Origin of the sequence: Cellulosimicrobium sp. PMB13 (assembly GCF_051294865.1) — a bacterium.
Lineage (GTDB): Bacteria > Actinomycetota > Actinomycetes > Actinomycetales > Cellulomonadaceae > Cellulosimicrobium.
Window position 1 is genome coordinate 1,508,191 of record NZ_CP145910.1, and the last position, 15,424, is coordinate 1,523,614.

The 15,424-nt window shown below is 70.5% G+C and carries 13 protein-coding genes; 9 read left to right on the forward strand and 4 right to left on the reverse strand.

What is annotated here, in order from left to right; genetic code table 11:
* The first annotated feature begins 4 nt into the window (after nt 1-4).
* From V5D56_RS07020 to V5D56_RS07035, 4 genes are all read left to right on the forward strand, one after another.
* Nucleotides 5-1,300 carry an ABC transporter substrate-binding protein gene (locus V5D56_RS07020; RefSeq protein WP_435738331.1) on the forward strand — a complete coding sequence of 432 codons (1,296 nt, stop codon included), beginning with the start codon at nt 5-7 and terminating at the stop codon, nt 1,298-1,300.
* A gap of 168 nt (nt 1,301-1,468) precedes the next feature.
* Nucleotides 1,469-1,639 carry a hypothetical protein gene (locus V5D56_RS07025; RefSeq protein WP_435738332.1) on the forward strand — a complete coding sequence of 57 codons (171 nt, stop codon included), beginning with the start codon at nt 1,469-1,471 and terminating at the stop codon, nt 1,637-1,639.
* The gene (locus V5D56_RS07030; RefSeq protein WP_435738333.1) at nt 1,639-1,995 is read left to right on the forward strand and encodes a YciI family protein; all 357 of its coding nucleotides are present in this window, start codon (nt 1,639-1,641) and stop codon (nt 1,993-1,995) included. The genes V5D56_RS07025 and V5D56_RS07030 overlap by 1 nt, the downstream gene beginning before the upstream one ends.
* A gap of 16 nt (nt 1,996-2,011) precedes the next feature.
* Nucleotides 2,012-3,352: an RNA polymerase sigma factor gene (locus tag V5D56_RS07035; protein WP_435738334.1), complete on the forward strand. Its 1,341-nt coding sequence runs from the start codon at nt 2,012-2,014 to the stop codon at nt 3,350-3,352.
* Between the two features lie 48 nt (nt 3,353-3,400).
* Here the strand turns inward: V5D56_RS07035 and V5D56_RS07040 are convergent, their stop codons facing one another.
* Nucleotides 3,401-4,135 carry an alpha/beta hydrolase gene (locus V5D56_RS07040; RefSeq protein WP_435738335.1) on the reverse strand — a complete coding sequence of 245 codons (735 nt, stop codon included), beginning with the start codon at nt 4,133-4,135 and terminating at the stop codon, nt 3,401-3,403.
* Between the two features lie 1,172 nt (nt 4,136-5,307).
* Between V5D56_RS07040 and V5D56_RS07045 the strand changes: the two genes are divergently transcribed.
* From V5D56_RS07045 to V5D56_RS07065, 5 genes are all read left to right on the forward strand, one after another.
* Nucleotides 5,308-6,072 carry a class I SAM-dependent methyltransferase gene (locus V5D56_RS07045; protein WP_435738336.1) on the forward strand — a complete coding sequence of 255 codons (765 nt, stop codon included), beginning with the start codon at nt 5,308-5,310 and terminating at the stop codon, nt 6,070-6,072.
* A gap of 452 nt (nt 6,073-6,524) precedes the next feature.
* On the forward strand, nt 6,525-7,100 hold the full coding sequence (locus tag V5D56_RS07050; RefSeq protein WP_435738337.1) for a dihydrofolate reductase family protein: 576 nt from the start codon (nt 6,525-6,527) through the stop codon (nt 7,098-7,100).
* A 378-nt stretch (nt 7,101-7,478) separates the two neighbouring features.
* Nucleotides 7,479-8,021 (forward strand): PadR family transcriptional regulator, encoded by a 543-nt coding sequence (locus V5D56_RS07055; RefSeq protein WP_435738338.1) that lies wholly within the window; start codon nt 7,479-7,481, stop codon nt 8,019-8,021.
* Nucleotides 8,014-8,694, forward strand: coding sequence for an ABC transporter ATP-binding protein (locus V5D56_RS07060; RefSeq protein ID WP_435738339.1), 681 nt, complete (start codon nt 8,014-8,016; stop codon nt 8,692-8,694). The genes V5D56_RS07055 and V5D56_RS07060 overlap by 8 nt, the downstream gene beginning before the upstream one ends.
* The gene (locus tag V5D56_RS07065) at nt 8,691-10,583 is read left to right on the forward strand and encodes a hypothetical protein (RefSeq protein WP_435738340.1); all 1,893 of its coding nucleotides are present in this window, start codon (nt 8,691-8,693) and stop codon (nt 10,581-10,583) included. Before V5D56_RS07060 ends, V5D56_RS07065 begins: the two co-directional genes overlap by 4 nt.
* Nucleotides 10,584-11,400: 817 nt before the next feature.
* On the opposite strand, the gene V5D56_RS07070 is transcribed toward V5D56_RS07065, so the two are convergent.
* From V5D56_RS07070 to V5D56_RS07080, 3 genes are all read right to left on the reverse strand, one after another.
* Nucleotides 11,401-12,045 (reverse strand): hypothetical protein, encoded by a 645-nt coding sequence (locus V5D56_RS07070; protein ID WP_435738341.1) that lies wholly within the window; start codon nt 12,043-12,045, stop codon nt 11,401-11,403.
* Nucleotides 11,991-13,079, reverse strand: a complete 1,089-nt coding sequence (locus tag V5D56_RS07075) for a hypothetical protein (RefSeq protein ID WP_435738342.1) — start codon at nt 13,077-13,079, stop codon at nt 11,991-11,993. The genes V5D56_RS07070 and V5D56_RS07075 overlap by 55 nt, the downstream gene beginning before the upstream one ends.
* 664 nt (nt 13,080-13,743) lie before the next feature.
* Nucleotides 13,744-15,420: an AMP-binding protein gene (locus V5D56_RS07080; protein ID WP_435738343.1), complete on the reverse strand. Its 1,677-nt coding sequence runs from the start codon at nt 15,418-15,420 to the stop codon at nt 13,744-13,746.
* Between the last annotated feature and the right edge of the window lie 4 nt (nt 15,421-15,424).

Sequence of the window (15,424 nt, forward strand, 5' to 3'; positions counted from 1 at the left end):
GCCGATGTCACTCACCACCCGCCGCCTGCGCGCGGCCGCAGTCCTCGCCGTCCCGGCCCTCGCCCTGGGCCTCACGGCCTGCAGCGTCCCGGGATCCACCGCGTCCGGCGACGAGGAGGGCGACGCCACGGGCGTCACCGACTCCACCGTCACCGTCGGCACGCACACCCCGCTGACCGGTCCCGCCGCGGCGGGCTACTCGTCGATCTCCGCGGCGGCCACCGCCTACTTCGACTACCTCAACGAGCAGGGCGGCATCAACGGCCGCACCATCGAGTACGTCGTCAAGGACGACGGCTACAACCCCGCGAACACGCAGACGGTCGTGCGCGAGCTCGTCCAGGAGGACGAGGTCTTCGCGATCCTCAACGGCCTCGGCACGCCCACCCACTCCGCCGTCCTCGACTACCTCGACCAGAACGAGGTGCCTGACCTGTTCGTCGCGTCGGGCAGCACGAGCTGGGACCAGCCCGAGGAGTACCCCTGGACGTTCGCGTTCAACGCGGACTACGTCGTCGAGGGCAAGGCTCTCGCCCACTACGCGCAGGAGGAGCTCGACGGCAGCACGTACTGCGTGCTGGGCCAGGACGACGACTTCGGGGAGGAGTTCCAGCAGGGTCTCGAGGCCGTGCTCGGCGCCGACGGGCTGGCGTCCGTGCAGACCTACTCCGTGTCGAACCAGGACGTCACCGCGCAGATCGGCGCGATGCAGGCCGCGGGGTGCGACACCAACTTCCTCGCGACCGTCAACGGGTTCACGGCGCTCGCGCTCGGCACCGCGGCACAGCTCGGCTACCAGGCACGGTGGCTGTCGTCGTCGTCCGGCGGCGACTACCCGACGCTCGCGGGGTTCCTCGGGGAGGACGTCGCGCCGCTGCTGCTCGAGGGCTTCGTCTCGACGAACTACCTCTCGTTCAGCCCCGACGACCCGTGGGTCGCGCACTTCCGCGACGTCAACGACCAGTACAACGACGGCGCGCCCTTCGACGGCAACACCGTCTACGGGATGTCCGTCGCGTACACGTTCGCGGAGGCGCTGGCCCGTGCCGGCGACGACCCGACGCGCGAGAGCCTCGTCGAGGCGCTCGAGTCCGGCGACGTGGTCGGGGCGGGCATCATGCCGCTCGCGTTCTCGGGCGACGACCACTCGGCGTACGACGGCGTCGGGATCACGGTCGTGACGAGCGGCGTCCAGGACTACGTCGGCCCGGTCTACTCGACCGACTCCGCCGACGGCCCGGTCGAGGACTTCACCGGCGAGGCGGTCCCCTTCGAGAACGAGGGCATCCCGCAGCCCTGACGGCTCCCCGACGCGTGAGACCGAGCCCCGGTCGGGTCGACCGGGGCTCGGTCCGTCGCCGCGAGGGACCGGCTCGGAAAACTCCTCGGCGCGAGGTGTCGATCCCGGCGTCCGGGCTTCGTCGTCCTGGTGTACGGCCGCACGGGCCGTGCACGAGAAGGAGGCACGATGAGTTTCCTGGACACGATCCTGCGGGCCGACCGTCCGGGTCGGGACGGCTCCACGCTGTACGGTGACGGGCGTCGCAGCGTCGGCGACGGCATCGAGGCCGCCGACGTGGCGTTCTTCGGGCCGATGGTGCTCCGCCGGCCCGCCACGACCTGGGCGGAGGAGTCCTGATGCGCTACCTGATGCTGGTCCTGAGCACGCCGGACGACCCCGAGCTGCGGTCCGAGGACGCCGAGAGCGGACCCACCATCGAGCAGTGGGTCGAGCGGCACTACGGCAGCGGCGCCGCGGTCCTGGGCGACCGGCTGCGGCCGCCCGCGGACGCGGTGGGCGTGCGGGTCCGCGACGGCAAGGTCCTGGTCACCGACGGTCCGTTCTCGGAGACGAAGGAGGCCATCGGCGGGTTCGACGTGCTCGAGGCGCCCGACCTGGACACGGCGATCGCCATCGCGTCCGAGCACCCGATGGCGCGCGGCGGGGCGATCGAGCTGCGGCCGGTCTGGCCGCTGAACCTCGACGACGCCTGAGCCGCGGTCCCCGGCGATGAGTCCCGGTTCGGCCGTCGAGGACGCGTTCCGCACCGAGTGGGGGCGCGTCCTCGGGGCCGTCGCGCGCAGCACGGGCGACCTCGACCTCGCCGAGGAGTCCGCCCAGGAGGCGTTCGCGACGGCGCTCCGGACGTGGGGGCGCGACGGCGTCCCCGAGCGGCCCGGCGCGTGGCTGACGACCACCGCCCGGCGGCACGCCATCGACGTGCTCCGACGCCGGCGCGTCGACACGGACCGGACCGCGGCGGCCGCGCGGCTCGGGGAACGGGTCGAGGCCGGGCCGCGCGGCGTCGGGCCCACCGCGGACCCGGTCCCGGACGAGGTGGCGCTCTCCCTGGACGACGACCCGTGGGCGATCGACGACCCTGACGGTGACCTGCTCCGCCTGCTGTTCACCTGCTGCCACCCGGCGCTGCCCGCCGAGTCGCGGGTGGCGCTGACGCTGCGGTCGCTCGTCGGCATGACGACGGCGCAGGTGGCGCGCGCGTTCCTCGTCCCCGAGGCGACGATGGCGCAGCGCCTGGTCCGCGCGAAGCGGCGCATCCGCGCGACGGGCATCACGTTCCGGGTCCCGCCACCGGAGCTGCGCGCGGAGCGCGTCACCGGTGTGCTCGCCGTCCTCTACCTGCTCTTCACCGAGGGGTACGACGCCTGGGCGGAGCCGGCGGACGAGACGGCGGGCTCCTGGGACCGGCGCGCCCTGGCGGACGACGCCGTGCGCCTCGCGCGGCTGGCCGCGCGCCTGCTCGACGACGAGCCGGAGGCCCGGGGCCTGCTCGCGCTGCTGCTGCTCCAGCACGCCCGGCGGGACGAGCGGACCGGGCCCGACGGCGTTGCGCGCACCCTCGCCGAGCAGGACCGGTCACGCTGGCGGCACGACGAGATCGCCGAGGGCCTGCGCGAGCTCGACGTCGCTCTCGCCGCGGGGCGGCCCGGCCCGTACCAGGTGCAGGCGGCGATCGCGGCCCTGCACGACCGCGCCGGCAGCGACGCGGAGGTGGACTGGTCCGAGATCCTCGGCCTGTACGACGTGCTCCTGGGCATGACCGGTTCGCCGGTCGTGGCCCTCAACCGCGCCGTCGCCGTCGCCGAGGTGCACGGCGCCGAGGCCGGTCTCGCCGCGATCGAGGAGGTGGCCGACGACCCGGCGCTCGCCGGCTACCACCTCCTGCCCGCCGTCCGCGCGGAGCTCCAGGCGCGGGCGGGGCGGACCGACGAGGCCGTGCACGCGCTGCGCGTCGCGCTCGAGCTCGTCGACCGCGAGGGCGACCGGCGCCTCCTGCGCCGCCGGCTGGGCGCGCTGACCGCGCCGCCCGCGGACGCGCCGACCGGATGACGTGCGACCCGCCGTCGGCGTCGTGCGCTGCCCCTCTCCTTCCGCGGGTCAGGAGCCGCCGGGATGCCCGGCGCGGGGCGCCTGCTGCAGCACGACCTCGATCTGATCGACCACCAGGTCCGGACGGGACAGGAACGGGTGGTGCCCGGTCGGCAGCTCGACGGAGCGTGTCGCTCGACCCGCATGTACGCGCTGCAGCTCGACCGACGTGCTGCGGTCCAGCCCGCAGACGAGGTACGTCGAGTCGGCTCCGTGCCAGCCGGCAGCACTCGTCGGCGTCATGAACGCGCCGACAGCCTGCGGGCTCGTACGCTCCCACCCCTGGCGCTGGGTCGTGGCGTCCGCGTCCTGGAGGAACCGTGCTCCGAACGAGGCGGCGTCGTAGCCGGAGACGCTCAGCGTGCCGTCCCCGTTGTCGCCGATCGACACCGGGTCGTCCTCACCGCTCATGATGGCGGCCTGCGACTGCCCGACCTCGGGCAGGTAGGACGACACGTAGAACAGGTGCGCGACCGCGGGGTGGTGACCCGCCTCGGCGATGACCGTGCCTCCGTAGGAATGACCGACGACGATCGCGGAGTCCACGTCGTCGAGCTCCCGGCGGAGCGCCGCCGCGTCGGCGACGAGTCCGCCCGCGACCTGCTCGGGCGTGGTCTCGCCGCACGACGGCAGCGCGAGGGCTCGGCTCCGGATCCCCGTACGCTCCCGGAGCAGGTCTGCGGCCCGCCGCCACCACCACTCGCCGTCGCGCACCAGAGCGCCATGGACGAAGATCAGCTCCACCGGGACACCTCTGTGCTCTCCATCCGAGCGACCCTACGGATCCCGGCTGGGTGACGGGGCCGAATCTGCTGCTGGCGAAGGGGAGCGGGACGCGACGACCGGGTCGGAAGGTGCTGCGGCGTGGACGACGCCGCGGTCGGACGCAGCCCTCCGCAGCGCGGGCACGAACTTTGCTCACCGAGCCTGCCGCACGACCCCATGGGCACTTGGCGGACGGCGGCGCCCCGACCAGGTGCGCCAGGCGAGGAGGGCAGCTCCTGCGGCCATGACGGCCGCTCCACCTACGTTCGGGGGCTGGTGCTTCGCGGCAGAGCAGGGCGTGAAGGCTCCGCTCTCCCCGGAGAACTCCGCCGGTGACATGATGCCGGCCTCGGTCCTGATGCTTCCGACGGGAAGACTGTCGGGGACCGCGCCTGATCCGACGAAGCAGCCGTTCGACACCGAGGCCTCCGTGCCGACGGGCACAGGGACGGTGAGCGGTACAGTCTCGGCAAATCCGGGGGGAGGGTCGCCGAGCAGCACCGTCCCGTCCCAGGCGGGTGGACCTTCCGGAGTCCGCTCGAGGCTCCAGAGCGGGATGCTCGACGGCGAACCCGCTTCGTCGGCGGCGTGGAGTTCGATCGTGACCGTCTGCGAGCCGGCGGCGGAGCCGACGTGCAGTCGTGCCCGTCCGTCCGATCCTTGTGACCACCCCAGCAGTGGAACGGCGGGGGTGCACGGGACGAATGCGCAGATCCCGCCCGTCACCGGACCGATCGCGACGACGAGACCCACGACCAGCAAGGTCACGCCCCACCACGTGGTTCCGCGGCGCCGTCGCCGTCGAGGCTCAACCACGAGCGACGGCGCTCGAGGGACGGCGAGAGGCGCTTCCATGGGGCGCAAGCCTGGCAGGAGTACGCGCCGACCTGCTGCTGGTCGTGGCCTCGACTCGATCACGAACCGGCGGCGAACCGGTAACGGTCGACCGACGAGGGACACGCACCCCCGGGGAGCGCGAAGCAGCGGCAGGCGAGCTCGTGGCGCAGAGCGGAGCTCGTCGACGTGTCGCGCGCGTCGCGGATCGACCGGCCATGTGTCGATCGAGCGTGTTGGACTCTTGCCCAAGGGTAGTGGCGCAATTTATCTTGATGTCAAGATAAATTGCGGCCCGTTCCGACGGAGGTTCACCCGTGCCCATCGACTTCGACGATCCGGCGAACGCCCGCACGTACTCCGATCGTGACGTCGATCCGTCCTGGGACCGGGCGATCACCGGTGTGCTCGATCCTCGCGGACGCACGGTCGTCGACATCGGCTGTGGTGGCGGCGTCTACGCCCGGGCATGGCTGAGGCTGGGAGCCGCTGCGGTGACCGGCGTGGACTCCAGCGCCTCCATCCTCGAGGCTGCGCGCGCACAGGCGCCGGCGGGCTTGGACCTGCACCTGGGAGATGCGGCAGCGACGGGCCTTTCCGCTGCCCGCGTCGACGTGGTGTTCGCCCGAGCCCTGGTGCACCACGTCGCGGACCTGCCCGCGGTGGTCCGCGAGGCGCACCGCCTGCTGCGCGAGGGAGGCCGCTACCTGATCCAGGACCGGACGATGGCCGACGTCGACCAACCGGGGAACGAGCGCCACCCGCGGGGCTGGCTGTTCGACGTCTTTCCCCGCCTACGGCAGGTCGAAGCCGCGCGTCGTCCCGACGACGCCAGCCTCCGAGATGCGCTCGGCGCCGCCGGGTTCGATGCCCCCAGCGTCCGCAGGCTGTGGGAAGTTCGGCGCAGGTACGACGACCGGGAGGCCTACCTCGCCGAGATCGGCACCAGGACCGGTCGTTCGATCCTGCACGAGCTGGACGACGACGAGCTCTCGTACCTCGTCTCAGAGCTCCGAGGACGACTGCCGGCCGGGCCGGTGCTCGAGCGCGACCGCTGGACGTTGTGGTGCGCCGTTCGCTGACGGCATCCGGGGAGCAGCACGTCCGGCCTGAGCGTGTTGTGAGAATGCCACCCGGCTCGAGGCGCGTCCTGGACGTTGTGCTTCTGCGAGGAGACGGGCGAGGCAGTCGGGCCGGGCGAGATCCGACCAGCTCAGGTTCTGTATCAGTGGAGCGGCATGCCCACGCACGAGAGCACCGCGACAGTTGCGATCACCGCGGTGGACGCGCTCTGACCCGAGCACGAGACCGACAGTTGACGACGTCGTGCGGGGAGGGGTTCTCCGAGGGGCGCGCGTAATTAGCGGCGACCCGAGCCGTCGGCGGCGCGTACGGTCCGGGTCTGACCGCCGTCTCGGTCGACGGGCGCGGGCTCGGCGAAAGTTCCCTCGAGAAGATGTCGAACCGAGGGGTGCGCCGTTCGACGTCGTCGTGAAGGCGCTGAGATGCACCACCCCCGAACAGGAACGGAACCATGGCACGCGAACTCGTCTACACCGGATTCATCACCCTCGACGGCTCGGTCGACTCTCCCGGCGGAACGGCCGAGGGCCATCCCGGAGGCGGGTGGGTGTTCGACACCGACTTCGTCCCGGAGGCGTACGCCCTGAAGGGCGAAGAGCTCGAGGAGACGACGGCCCTGCTGTTCGGCCGACGCAGCTACGAGGCGTTCTCGGGCTTCTGGCCGACGTCGTCCGACCACGCGGCCTACCAGGAGCTTCCCAAGTACGTGGTGTCCACGACGCTCGAGGAGGACGCCGTCGTCGACGGCTGGGGACCGACGACCATCCTGCGCAGCACCCAGGACGTCGCCGATCTCAAGCAGACCGACGGGGGTGCGATCTTCATCCACGGCAGCGCGGAGCTCGCCCTGCGGCTGGGCGAGGCCGGCCTCGTCGACCGCTACAACCTGCTGTCGTTCCCCTACCTCCTTCCCGGGGGCAAGACGATCTTCGGCACACGCGGCGCCGACCGTCGCACGCTGTCGCTGCGCGACTCGGCAACGTACACGAACGGCGTCGTCAAGCTCGTCTACGACGTCCAGCACTGACGACTCGAACCGCTCACCCGTGACGCAGGCGCCCCAGGTGAGCGGTTCACAAGGCACTCACGCGCGGCAAGCGGAGGCGGTGCACCGCATGGAGGCGATCGAGTTGCCGGAGTGCGATCGACCATCCCGGGTCGCGGAGGATGGTGCGCCCGCGGGGGCATCCGACGTCGTCCGTCCTGCGCCGCTGACCACCCGATGGCTTCATCCGGACCGCATCGCGGCAATCTGAGCGCCGTTGTCGGACACCGCACAGCCGACCGTTTGTCAGGGCCTCGCAGAAGAAGGTTGTGCGACGCCTGACAAGCCCGCGTTTGTGCGACATCGACGTGTGCACACTCGGGGTATACACCGAGTGTGCACACGTGGTTCACTGCGGACATGACGGTCCCGATGGCTCTGCTGGCCCTGCTGGATGGTGCGCCTGCGCACGGCTTTGCGCTCAAGCGCCGGTACGACGGCCTGCTGGGGCAGGCGAGCGAGCTGCGGTACGGGCAGGTGTACTCGACGCTCGCGCGACTGGAGCGCGACGGGCTGGCCGACGGTGTCGGGATCGAGCCCGGTGAGGGCGCGGACCGCAAGGTGTACGCGATCACCGAGGCCGGGGTGGGCGAGCTGGACCGGTGGTTGCAGGAGCCGTTCCTGCCGGGTGGCCGGCCCGCGGAGCTCTTCACGCGGGTGATCCTGGCGCTGGCCAGCGGTCGCCCGGTCGAGGCGATCCTGGACGCTCAGCGTGTGGTGTACCTGTCGCGGATGCGGCAGCTCACGGCGACGAGCAGATCCGGCGACGCGATCGACCGTCTCGCGGCCGACTTCGAGATCGCGCACCTCGAGGCCGACATGCGGTGGATCGAGCTCGCCGGGGCCCGGTTGACGGACCTGCGCGCGGACGTCACGTCGACGATCGGAGCGCGCGATGAGTGAGGTCGTGCTCTCCGGGCGACGCCTGGAGCACTCCTACGGCGTCGAGACGGTGCTCAAGGGCGTCAACCTCGACATCGCGGCGGGGGAGGTCGTGGCCCTGATGGGGCCGTCCGGCTCCGGCAAGTCCACGTTGCTCCACGTCCTGGCGGGCCTTCTGCGCCCGAGCTCCGGTGAGGTCTGGTTGCGCGGGACGCGCGTCGACACGTTGGGGGAGCACGCGCGCGCCCGGGTGCGGCTGCGCGACCTGGGCTTCGTGTTCCAGTTCGGCGACATGGTCCCCGAGCTGACCGTGGTTGAGAACGTCGAGCTGCCGTTGCGGCTCCTGGGCACGTCGCGGGCTAAGGCCCGTCGACGCGCGACCGATCTGCTCGGCCTGCTCGGGATCGCCGAGCTGGAGGATCGACGCCTGCACGAGGTGTCCGGCGGTCAGGCCCAGCGCGCCGCGGTGGCTCGCGCGTTGGTCCATGAGCCAGCCGTCGTGCTGGCCGATGAGCCGACGGGTGCGCTCGACACGGTCGCCGGGGAGCAGGTGCTCGAGGCGTTGGTCGGGGCATCGAAGGAGACGGGCGCGGCGGTGCTGCTGGTAACGCACGAGATGAGTGTCGCGGCGTGGGCTGAGCGCGACGTGCAGATGCGCGACGGCGCGCTGCGCACCCCGGCAGCGCTCGGATGAACGCGCTCGTGCTGCTCGGGGCGCGACTCGTGCGTGCCGGCGGCGCCCTGCGGGCGGTGTCTCTCGTGGTGGGAACGGCGGTGGCCGTGACGCTCCTCGGCCTGGCGTGGGCCCTGCCGGATGCCCTGTACCCGGTCGTCGCGCCCGACGAGGTCGACCCGCAGCGCGGCGTGCTCACGACACTGCTCGCCCTGGTCGTCGTGCCGGTCGCCGCGTTGCTCCTTGCCGTCGGACGGCTCTCGTCCTCCGTGCGTGACCGCCGGATCGGATCCTTGTTCCTGCTAGGTGTCGGGCGAGCGCGCCTGGCCGTGGTCGCCGCGATCGAGAATCTCCTGCCTGCAGCGGGCGGTGCGCTCCTCGGTATCGCGGGCTTCTTCGTGATCCGTCCGGTCCTCACCGACCGCCTTGCGCCCGTTCTTCGAGAACCGATCGGCGGCGAGGGTTGGCTTGCCGTCGTCGCTGTCGCGGTCGTTGGTGTGTCCGTGGTTCTCGCGCTCACTCCGCTGGTCCGTCTCGGTTCGCCACGGGCGGCGGTTGCTGAGTCGCCGCGCCAGCGTCCGAGCCTGTGGCGCCTGATGCCCGTACCCGTGGCGATCGTCTGCTTCCTCGCGATGTTCCAGACACCGCCCGAGCACGTGACGGACCGAACTGCGATCGCGCTGCTCGTCGGGCTGACCGCGTCGGGCCTCGCCGTGGCTCTCGTGACACCGCTGGTGTCGTCGTGGACGTCGATGCTGCTCACACGCGTGGGAACCGTGCCCACCCTGATGGCCGGACGAGAGATCCAGGCCCAGCCTGCGCAGACTGGACGTCGGGTCACTGCTCTCGGCGTCACGGTCTTCGTCGTGTTCGCCGCCGCCGGATACCTCGGGGTCTTCCAGTCCTCGCCCCACCTCCAGTACGCGGTCCGGGTCGTCGAGGAAGGACCGCAGCACATCGCGGTCGGACCGAACGACCCGGAGGGCCACGTCGACCCGGCGCTGACGCACGAGCTCGCCGCGACCCCCGGCGTGCTCGACGTCCGTCCCCTCTACCCGGTGTGGGCCGCCTCCTGCATGGAAGGGGACTCGATGAACTGTCCCCAGGTGTTCATCGGCACGTGCGCTCAGCTCGCACGTGCCATGGAAGCCACGGGGTGTCGTGAGGACGAGGCAGCGTGGATCCAACGGACGAGCGACGAAGGCTACCCGATGATGACCGGCACCCTGGTCGGCGAGCTGGAACTTCGGATCGGCGACTCACAGGAGACGTTCACCGTCGCACTGCCCGGCGAGATCTCCCACGACGTCGCGGCCAGCGTGCAGCGAGTCGTGTGGCCGCCCGAGGCCCAGGTCTTCATCCCGGCCGCTGTGGCGGAGACCTGGGGACTGCCAGTGACGTCGCTCGAGGTCGAGGTCGACCCCGCCGACGGCGCGGCGACCAGGACAGCTCTCGACGCCGTCGCCGATCGGTACGACGCCTGGTCGTCCTTTCCGGAGATGTGGGACTACCGACAGGTCGTCTCCACCCGCACAACGGTCTGGGGCATCCTCGCCGCCGCCGTCACCGTGGCCCTGATGACCTACGCCCTGACGACGATCGACCGCGCCCGAGCGACCCGACGCGCCCGGGCACGTCTCGTCGCCGTCGGCGTTCCCGCAAGGCTCCTGCGCACCGCGCAAGGCGTCGCCAACGCCGTCCCGTTGCTCATCGCCATCGCGATCGGTGCGAGCCTGGGGATGCTCGGCATCAGCGCGTACGCCCACATCGCTGGCGCCGGCGCGGCCGTCGACCCGCGCGTCCTCGCATCGATGCTCGCCGCCGTGCTCGCGGGCGCGCTCGTCATCTCCCTGGCGACCCTGCCTCTCACTCGCACCACCGTCCAGGCCGTCGACCTGCGGCACGAGTGAACGACGGCCGAACGGGTTGTCGACTCCCCACAAAGTTGTCGGACACCGCAGAACCGACGGCGCTCTCAACCCATCAACGCACCAGCTCGCTGCCCACGCTAGTACGGTGGGTAGATCACGAGTGACCTTTCGCGATCGTTACAAGTTCCTCTAGTAAAGTTAGTGACATGCATGCGATTGGATTACTCACGGGTCCGCGACGCGACCAGGGCCGAGGGCATCGATCGGTGGTTCCCGTAGCGCTCGTGCTGCTCACCGCTGCTGCCACCGTGTCATGCGGGACCGGGACCTCTGCGTGCGCTCCATCTCAGGTGCTGGCCACGGACGCCGGACCGGAGGACTCGGTCGATGTGAGCTCCTCGGACCTAGACCTAGATTCGATCGGTGAGACCCGACTTCTCCATGAGCAGGACGGGTACTCGTTCTTCCTAACCGAATCCCCCGACAACGGCGCCGCCTTCTGCCTGTGGATCGAGCGTGATGGCGCGTTCATCGGCAGTGGGTGTGGTGGTCCAACGATCCAGACGAGCCTGCCCCCAGAGCAGGTCAGCGCTGCCTACGACGCAGGCGGAGACGTCACCGCCCATGCACCTAGCGGCTGGGATGCGATCAGCGAGTGTCTGGCAGTCTCCACCTAGACCGCACCCACAGGCCAACCTCTGATCGACAGCGACGAAGGAACCATCGACCGTTCATTCCGATGCCTTGACCATGCATGCCAGGTTGTCGGACACCGCTAAACCGACCGTTTGTCGTGCGTCGCAGAACCTGGTTTTGCGACGCACGACAAACGTTGGGTTTCGCAGCAGATGCCGAGTCAGTTGGCGCAGTCGAAGCCGCTCTCGTCGATCGGGGCACCCGAGCAGACGACGAGTTCTGCCGGGATCGAGTACCGCCTCTCCGCACCGTCCATCTCGTAGGTGACCTCGATCGTCTTCCGTTCGAAGCGACCGGGCTTCTCCGCTGTGATCCCGATGAGGAGCTGGTAGCCCTCGATCGCCTCGGGTTCGTCCGCTGGAGCCCGAGAGCCCTCGTACGTCACCGTGTACCCGAAGGCGTCGTCGAAGGTGTCCACGGTCGCGCTGACGTCGGCCGGTGCGGGCGGGAAGCCGGGGGCGAGCTGCGTCGCACCGATCTCGCGGTCCTTCGGGCCGAGGATCGACGCTCCGACGATCTCGATACCGCTGTCCTCGGGGGTGATCGAGATGTCGGTGATCGTGGCCTCGCCGGGAACGTCGAGGTAGAGCACCTCTAGGCCGTCGGTCACTGGTTCGCCAGGCGTGACCTCGACAGCCCACCCGTGAGGCTCTGTCGGGCGGAAGTCGTCGGATGCGGACGGCTCGGCCCGACACCCCGAGAGGAGGAGTGCCAGGCCGAGCGCGACGGCCACCTTTCGGTGGTGACGGATCATGGGGCCTCTTGCACCTGAGCCGCGGTCGTCGGAGTGGAGTTGCTGCCACACGCCTTCGCACCGCTTGCCTTCGGGATCAGCGTCAGCTTGGCGCTGGTGCTCGTCCTCTGCGAGTTCGAGAGAGAGACGCCGCCGATGGAGTAGTTCCCTGACCACGTGACCGTGCGGTCACGAGCGACCCAGATGGCGTTCGCGAGCGAGACCGTCCTGCTCGCCACGCATGACCAGGTTGGCTGGGAGATGGCGTTCCGGTTACCGCCAGTCCAGTTGTACGGGCGCCACGCGATCTGTCCTGTGGCGACCGGGGCGTTGGAGCCCACAGGCCAGCACGTGACCTTGTAGCCGCGGTAGCGCCACTCCACATCAGTGCGGAAGGCGCTGTTCGTATTCGCGTTGACGCTCATGCCGGTCGCAGTGTTGTTGGTCAGCGACTTCGAGAGCCCGACGTTGTACTTGCCCTTCGACCCGGTCATCGCCACACCGAGGCTCGTCTCCTTGGTCGTGCTCCAGCCGAAGGAGGCGCCGAGCCGGGTACGAGTCTTGAATCGCTGGATCGGGACCCACGCGCGCGTGTAGGTGTTCGTTGCCGTATACGAGACCGAGCCGGAACAGACCGAGGTCGGGATCGCCATCGTGTTCATCATGCCCGACGGCGGATCGTCGAGGATCGTCGGATCCTGCGGGTTGCCGTTCTCGTCCTCGTACACCGGATTCTCCAGCTCGGCTCCGTCGCCCGCGGCGTGCGCCTCCGTAACGATGCCGACCGTGCCTACCTCCGTCTCACCACCGTTGACGGACTCCAGCGGAGCCGTTCCGCCTGTGTAGGCCTGCGGGGCGTCGGCGAGCGTCCAGGCCGCACCGAGGGTGGTCGGCTGCTTCATGATCGCCTCGGTGTAGACGAAGTTGGCCTCGTCGCCGCCGGTGAAGACCAGCATGTAGGAGCCGTCGCCAAGGTCGGAGACGGGCATCGCACCGTTGCACCGCACGAGCTCGAACCGGCCGAGCGCGTCGGTCGTCGTCTCGCCCAGGAGCACGGACTGGAGGTCACCGGTGGTGCTCTCGGGCGGCAGCACGCTGACCGACACGGGAGCGTACTTGAGGTATCCGCCTGATGTGTTGAGGAGTTGGCCCGTGATCTTTGAGGAAGCAGGCCGCGGCCGCGGTGACCTGGTCGCTCTCGCTGCCATCCGGTGATGGTGCCGAGGCAGAAGCAGGCGCTGCAATTGCAGTTGCCAGGAGCAGGACGAGGGGTGTCGTCCAGCGCAGGTTCGTCATTGAAACCCACTCTCTAGAAGCGCTCGCACAGTGCTGAGCGGGAGAACTAGACAACTCGCGCGCCCAGAGCAGCAGCGACACGCCGAGAGGGTTGCCGCTTTTCACCCCCGGGACCAGAACCCGCTCGAGGATAGACGCGCCACACCGCACTCTGACGAACCCGTCGGACATACCGGGGCACTTGTCCGATGTTGCAAAACCGACCGTTTGTCGTACACCGCGCTGGTCATCGCGACAGGCCGACAGAAAGGTGTCGCAGAACTCGTGTCCGACAACCCTCGGTGGCGCAGAACAGCCACCAGGGTTTTGCGACAGTCGTCACAGTGACGTACGTGTGCCAGGGTCACCGCAGCCACCGGCGGAGCGACCTTCTGGTGCGCGTACGTCGGAAGGCGCTGGGTCGCGCTCTCGCGTCGGCGGGCGAGCACGTTCTCGTGGCCGACGACGTTCAACCGGCCGATCGCCGCATCCCGGTCATGCCCCCTCGGGGGAGCGGGCCGCCTCGAACGACGCCACGAGCTCGCGCTTGAGCACCTTGCCCGAGCCGCCGAGCGGCAGTGTCTCCACGAGATGCACGTGCCGCGGGTACTTGTACGCGGCGACGCGCTCCTTGGTGAACGCGACGATCTCCGCCGGGTCGGCGGTGCGGCCCGGCATGAGCACGACGGCGGCGTGGACCTCCTGGCCGTGTGTGTCGTCGGCGAGCCCGAACACCGCGGCCTGGGCGACGGCGGGGTGGCCGGTCATGACGTCCTCGACCTCGCTCGGGTACACGTTGTAGCCGTTGCGGACGATCATGTCCTTCTTGCGGTCGACGATCGTCACGACGTCGTCGGCGTCCTTGGTGCCGAGGTCGCCCGTGCGGAACCAGCCGTCGACGACGGTCTGCGCGTTGGCCTCCGGGTTGCCGAGGTAGCCCTTGAACAGGTTGTGGCCGCGGATGACGATCTCGCCGAGCTCGCCCGCTCCGAGCAGGTCGACGCGGTCGTCGACGTCCGCGTCGGCGATCTCCACGTCGACGCCCCAGAGCGGGCGCCCGACCGTCCCGGGCCGGATCGGCTCGCCGACGGGGTTGAACGCCGCGGTGGGCGACGTCTCGGTGAGCCCGTAGCCCTCGTGGACCTCCGCGCCGAACGCGCGCGAGAACGCCTCGAGCAGGGGCACGGGGAGAGCGGCGCCGCCGGAGACGGCGTACCGCAGCGGGGGCCGGTCGCGGTTGCGCTCGGCGGCCTGGACCATGCCGACGAACATCGTCGGCACGGCCGTGAACACCGTCGCACGGTGGCGCACGAGGAGGGCGAGCGCCTCGTCCGGGTCGAACTTCGGCAGCAGCACGATCGCCGCGCCCTTGCGGAACGCGATGTTGAGCACCGCCATCTGCCCGAACGTGTGGAAGAACGGCAGGCCGCCGAACACGACGTCGTCCGACCGCAGGTCGAACGTGTCGATCAGCGCGACGTGGACCTGCTCGATCATCGCGAGGTGCGAGCCGACGGCGCCCTTGGGGCGTCCTGTCGTCCCGCTCGTGTAGAGGATCGTCGCGGCGGCGAGCGGGTTGACCGATGCGTACGTGCGGACCGGCTCGGCTTGCGCGGCCTCGTCCTCGAGGCGCGGGAACGGCACCTGGTCGCGCAGCGCGTCGGGCACCAGCACGGTCACGGTCGGGATGCCCCCCGCGGCGGCCGCCGGCCCGGCCTCGCCGAGGAACGGCGCGCCCGCGACGAGGAGGCTCGCCCCGGCGTCGCGCAGCACGAACTCGATCTCCGCCGCCTTGAATAGCAGGTGGATCGGGACGACGACGGCGCCGATCGACAGCGCCGCGTAGTAGACGCGCGCGAAGTCCGGCACGTTGGGCACGAGCATCGCGACGCGGTCGCCGGGCCGGATCCCGCGCGCGAGGAGCGCGCCGGCGTACGCGCGGGTCTGCGCCCACAGGTCGCCGTAGGTCACGGACGCGTCGCCGACGAAGAACGCGGTGGCGTCGGGCCGGCGGTGCGCCGTCTCCGCGAGGATCGCGGCGATGGACAGCGTCCCGAAGCCGGGGCCCGTGAGCACGGGGTCGGGTGCCGTGCCCGACGACGGGGCGTCCGCCGTGGCGGGCACGGCACCCGGAGCGGTGGGGGAGAGGTCGAGGTCACCAGGAGCGGTCATCGGT

What these genes read in the sequence shown, in the direction of transcription:
- V5D56_RS07020 (WP_435738331.1), top strand. Translation starts at nt 5, where the DNA reads ATGTCACTCACCACCCGCCGCCTGCGCGCGGCCGCAGTCCTCGCCGTC.
- V5D56_RS07025 (WP_435738332.1), top strand. Translation starts at nt 1,469, where the DNA reads ATGAGTTTCCTGGACACGATCCTGCGGGCCGACCGTCCGGGTCGGGAC.
- V5D56_RS07030 (WP_435738333.1), top strand. Translation starts at nt 1,639, where the DNA reads ATGCGCTACCTGATGCTGGTCCTGAGCACGCCGGACGACCCCGAGCTG.
- V5D56_RS07035 (WP_435738334.1), top strand. Translation starts at nt 2,012, where the DNA reads ATGAGTCCCGGTTCGGCCGTCGAGGACGCGTTCCGCACCGAGTGGGGG.
- V5D56_RS07050 (WP_435738337.1), top strand. Translation starts at nt 6,525, where the DNA reads ATGGCACGCGAACTCGTCTACACCGGATTCATCACCCTCGACGGCTCG.
- V5D56_RS07055 (WP_435738338.1), top strand. Translation starts at nt 7,479, where the DNA reads ATGACGGTCCCGATGGCTCTGCTGGCCCTGCTGGATGGTGCGCCTGCG.
- V5D56_RS07060 (WP_435738339.1), top strand. Translation starts at nt 8,014, where the DNA reads ATGAGTGAGGTCGTGCTCTCCGGGCGACGCCTGGAGCACTCCTACGGC.
- V5D56_RS07065 (WP_435738340.1), top strand. Translation starts at nt 8,691, where the DNA reads ATGAACGCGCTCGTGCTGCTCGGGGCGCGACTCGTGCGTGCCGGCGGC.
- V5D56_RS07080 (WP_435738343.1), bottom strand. Translation starts at nt 15,420, where the DNA reads ATGACCGCTCCTGGTGACCTCGACCTCTCCCCCACCGCTCCGGGTGCC.